This window comes from Peribacillus sp. Bi96, assembly GCF_918698115.1.
Taxonomy (GTDB): Bacteria; Bacillota; Bacilli; order Bacillales; family DSM-1321; genus Peribacillus.
In genome coordinates this window covers 1-4,597 of sequence record NZ_CAKKLV010000060.1, presented here as the reverse complement: position 1 = coordinate 4,597, position 4,597 = coordinate 1, and the positions used below count along the sequence as shown (strand labels likewise).

Genomic DNA, 4,597 nt, shown 5'->3' with positions numbered 1-4,597 from the left:
GCTCAGCCTGGTTGTATTGTTATCATCCATTATCGTCAAGGGGTTAATGGGTTAGACTCTATTTTTGAGTTTAGATTTTCGTAGTAGATGGTGGCGGCGAGGAGCGCCGCCATAGAAGTTTCTTATGGAACTAACGGGTTAGCTTCTAAAGAAACTATATTTTAACCGAGTTCATATTGGAAGCAGCAAAAAACCTGAAAATCATATAGATCTTCAGGTTTTTTTAGAATTAAAAATCCTACAGCGTGTATTAGTAGAGATAAAAGGACCCCAAAAAAGTGGGAGATACGGTGGCGATACTCGGCGCAGGACCGATGGGATTATTAATTGCTAATCTATCTCCCTTTGGATATAAATATAACTTTTCGATGAATAAGATTTAAAATTTTAAAACACTCGAAATCTACTCCTTTTAGGGGTCCCGCCATGGCGAGACCCCGTTTAGGAATGAAAATACGAAAAACGCTTTCGAAACAGAGTAAAATAGTTATATTAATTTCATAATGTAAAAAACTATGTAAGAAAATCTAACGTAAACCACTTTTCCTGTAATGTTTGTTGTTATAATGACCCCAATATTAGGAAAACTAAAGGGGGATTTATGAATGAAAAAAACACATCCAGCAATTGTTATTTTTCTTTTCTTTTTAGGTTGGGTTTTTATGTATGCTGATCGAAACATACTTTCCCCAGTTATGGGGAGTATTGGTGATGAATGGGGACTTGATAATTCTCAATTAGGGTTAATGTCGACTGTATTTTTTGCCGCTTATGCACTTATGCAAATTCCAACTGGATTTTTAGCTGATAAGTTTGGAAGAGTGAGAGTTTTAGTTCTTGGATATATATTATTCGGTGTTGGAACATATTTTAGTGGACTAGCTGCAAGCTTTGGTATTTTTCTATTAATGCGTGCGTTAACAGGTCTTGGCGAAGGTACATATTATGGTTCACAATATGGAATTTCATCAAGTATAACTCCTAAAAAATATAGGGGACTAATTTCTGCACTTATAAATAGTGGAATGGCCTTCGGTATTTCTCTTGGATTTATTGCATCGAGTTATTTTACATATACTTTAAATAAAGGATGGCAATTTCCATTTTATGTTTTTGCTATACCTACTATCATTGTTGCGATTTTAATTGGACTATTTGTACGAGACAATCAAAAACAAGAAAAGAAACAAAAACAGGTAATACAAAAAAAAGATAGTATAAAACAATTATTTACAAAAAATCATATATTGGTATATATTTTAATCTTTTGTTCATTGTATGGATTTTTTGGAATGCTGACATGGCTCCCTTACTATTTACAAACAACGCGTGGAGTTGAAGCTTCACAAACAGGAATCATCGCATCGTTGGTACCATGGGCTTCAATACCAGGAGCAATTATCTTTGGTTACTTGTCAGACAAAATAAAAAGCAAAAAACCACTTATTATCATATTAGCAATTGCGGGAGCTATTTGTCAGTTTGCAATTCCGTATATTGGTAACTATTCCTTGCTTCTTATTGGATTAATCTTATATGGATTCCTTGGAAAGTTGGCTCTTGATCCAGTATTAATATCTTATCTGGCAGATATAACTCCTTCTTCTATGTATTCAAGAGTATATGGATTTTTCAACTTTAGTGGAATGCTCTCTTCCATATTCGCCCCTTATATTACTGGATATTTCGCTGACAGAACAGGGAGCCTAGAATTCGGTTTTTATCTATCAGGAGGTTTATTGTTAATTGGAGCAATGTTGTTTATGTTTACGGATAAACGATTAAAAGCAACAGTCGTTACTTCAAAATCAATGAATTTGTCTAAGGAGGAAACAGCATGATGAATAAAACAATTGTTGGATCCAAAACAATGGTAGTTAGTCCTCATTATCTTGCATCACAAGCTGGAAATTCCATTCTCCAAAAAGGCGGAAACGCATTTGATGCTGCAGTAGCAGTTAGCGCTTGTTTAGCAGTCGTATATCCACATATGACGGGACTTGGTGGTGACTCCTTTTGGCTTACATATAGTGTAAAGGATCAAAAGGTTCGTGCTTATAATGGGAGTGGCCGTTCAGGTTCTAAACTTACACGCGAAGTATTTAAGGGGAAAAAATCAATTCCCCATCGTGGTGTAGAAAGTATCATTACAGTACCTGGAATGGTGGATAGTTGGGATGCTGTGTTAACAGAATATGGGCAACTATCTTTAGCTGAAGTTTTAGAGCCAGCCATTCAGTATGCGTCAATAGGTTTTCCTTTTTCAAAGGATCAGCATGAAAATACGGTAAAAAATGCTGATTTACTACGGATTGATCCGGATACAGTAGCAATTTTTTTACCAAATGAAAGAATACCTGATTTAAATGAAAGATTTGTACAAATTAATCTAGCAACTACATTAAAAAGTCTTGCTCGATATGGAAGAGAAGGTTTTTATAAAGGAGAGTTGGCAGCTCGAATTATTTCGAGTTTAAAAGAAAAGGGTGGAATGTTAACGCTGGAAGATTTGGCTAATCATCAAGGTGTGTGGACTGATCCGCTTTCAACGTCATATCGAGATTATCAAATATACCAGGTTCCTCCAAATTCACATGGGTTTGTCGGATTAATGGCTCTTAATATATTAGAGAATTTTGATCTTTCTTTAATACCAGAAGGTTCTTATGAATATTATCATTTATTAGTAGAATCATTAAAAAGATCCTTTCAAGATCGTAATGCAGTACTAACAGATCCTGATTTTCACTCCATTCCCTTAGAGCAATTATTAAGTAAATCCTATGCGAAAGAAATCGCAGATTCAATTGATCTACATATTGCAAGGGATATTCAAACGCAATCAGTCGGTAGTGATACAGCTCATGCTGCCATTATGGATGAGGAAGGCAATGCGGTTTCCTTTATTCAGAGCCTTTACTTCGAATTTGGCTCTGGGGTCGTAGCAGGTAATACGGGGATTATTATGCAAAATAGAGGGTCATTCTTTTCTCTTGATGAATCACATGTAAACTGTCTAGAGCCAAATAAGAGAACGTTCCACACACTTATGCCAGCGATGGCATTAAAAAATGGACGACCGCGGATTCTATACGGTACACAAGGAGGGGAGGGACAGCCGCAAACCCAAACTGTCATCATCACGAGGATGATCGACTATGGTATGGATCCCGGGAGAGCAATCAGTGAGCCTAGATTTGTTTGGGGAAGAACATGGGGAGCTGAGACACAAGAATTAAAAATAGAAGGACGAGTTAATCTTAGCGTAATTGAACAGCTAGCAAAAGCAGGACATTTAGTTAATAGAGTAAAAGAATTTGATGGTGTTATGGGTCATGCAAATGTAATTTTAATAGATGATCAAGGCTTTGTTCATGGTGGTGCCGATCCAAGAAGTGATGGTGCAGCTGTAGGCAGGTAAAAATGATAATGGTAACCCGTATTCATAATTGAACGGGTTACTTTTCTTTTATTTAAAATATACTTTCCAAAGGAATCATCGAATATTTGTTATTCTAATTTGGTATTATCCTTTATTTTGGTTTGCGTAGGAAGCTATGGGCTGAGTTGATGATTAAATTTTTTGTCTGGCTAAATATCATTTTATTGTTAATCATTTTTACAGTTAAGTTTTTAGGATTATAGTTCAAAATAATACTCAAAGTTCTTAAACTAACAGGTGCTTTACTTCTATATGGGGCTGGAAACAGCTCCATTTTCTTATACAACTAACGGGGAAGGTTAGTTCAATAAGGTGGAAATATTTTCATATATGAAATAGAATTTTTTTCGCTTATGCTGAAAATAAAAAAGAAGGTTAAGGCGTATGAATGTCACTGATTTACTTATTTTGTCTGTGGTTATAGGCTTAATTAATGGTTTTAAGGACAAGAAATTTAAACTGAAAAGTTTTTTCAAAACGTCTTTAACATTTTTCACATTAGGTCTAATCTTCATCATAACAGGAAATCTATTTTTGAATGATTTATTAGATAAATATCTTCCTAGTGAAGAATATGGGATATGGATATTTGGAGGTCTGTTATTGTTATATCCGATTTATACAACAATTATGGGATATAAAAAAAAGACCACTAATTCTCTTCGTTAATTATCTTTAGGGTGCGATTCTTTAATAAGGGATCGCCTTTCTTATTGAACAAACTGTGCAGTTTACTTTAACAATAATTATGTTATTGAGTTTTTTTATTGAAAGGGCGTTTAAATGAAGTTTTTATACTTGTTAGTAAATATAGGTTGGTATTTTCTAATTACGATTTTAGCTACAACGTTTTGGAAAGGACTTGGTTGGTGGTTTTTAATAATTTGTGCAATTGTATTGTTTTTAGGTGACGGCTTGATAAGAAGATTATTTAAAAAATAATTACTTTTCACCTTCAACTAACAGGTGCTTTACTTCATAAGGGAGTTGCTTTAGCAGCTCTTTTTCTTAATGAACTAACGGGGCAGGTTAGCATTCCTGTAGAGCGTTAATTATTAACTTTGAAAAAAATAGGGCTCCTCAGTAAGATATGAGTAAGACATCACTCTAACTCAAAACCTTAGGAGGAACCCTAATATGAATTTTAAAATGCAG

General features: G+C 34.7%; 3 protein-coding genes. All 3 read left to right on the top strand.

Annotation, left to right across the window (positions count from 1 at the left end):
- The first annotated feature begins 605 nt into the window (after window positions 1-605).
- The 3 genes from LQ203_RS27165 to LQ203_RS27155 all read left to right on the top strand — a co-directional run bounded on the left by LQ203_RS27165 (window position 606) and on the right by LQ203_RS27155 (window position 4,111).
- The gene (locus tag LQ203_RS27165) at window positions 606-1,841 is read left to right on the top strand and encodes an MFS transporter (protein WP_230163030.1); all 1,236 of its coding nucleotides are present in this window, start codon (window positions 606-608) and stop codon (window positions 1,839-1,841) included.
- Window positions 1,841-3,421, top strand: a complete 1,581-nt coding sequence (ggt, locus tag LQ203_RS27160) for a gamma-glutamyltransferase (protein WP_230163032.1) — start codon at window positions 1,841-1,843, stop codon at window positions 3,419-3,421. The genes LQ203_RS27165 and ggt overlap by 1 nt, the downstream gene beginning before the upstream one ends.
- A gap of 405 nt (window positions 3,422-3,826) precedes the next feature.
- The gene (locus LQ203_RS27155) at window positions 3,827-4,111 is read left to right on the top strand and encodes a hypothetical protein (protein WP_230163027.1); all 285 of its coding nucleotides are present in this window, start codon (window positions 3,827-3,829) and stop codon (window positions 4,109-4,111) included.
- Window positions 4,112-4,597: the final 486 nt, after the last annotated feature.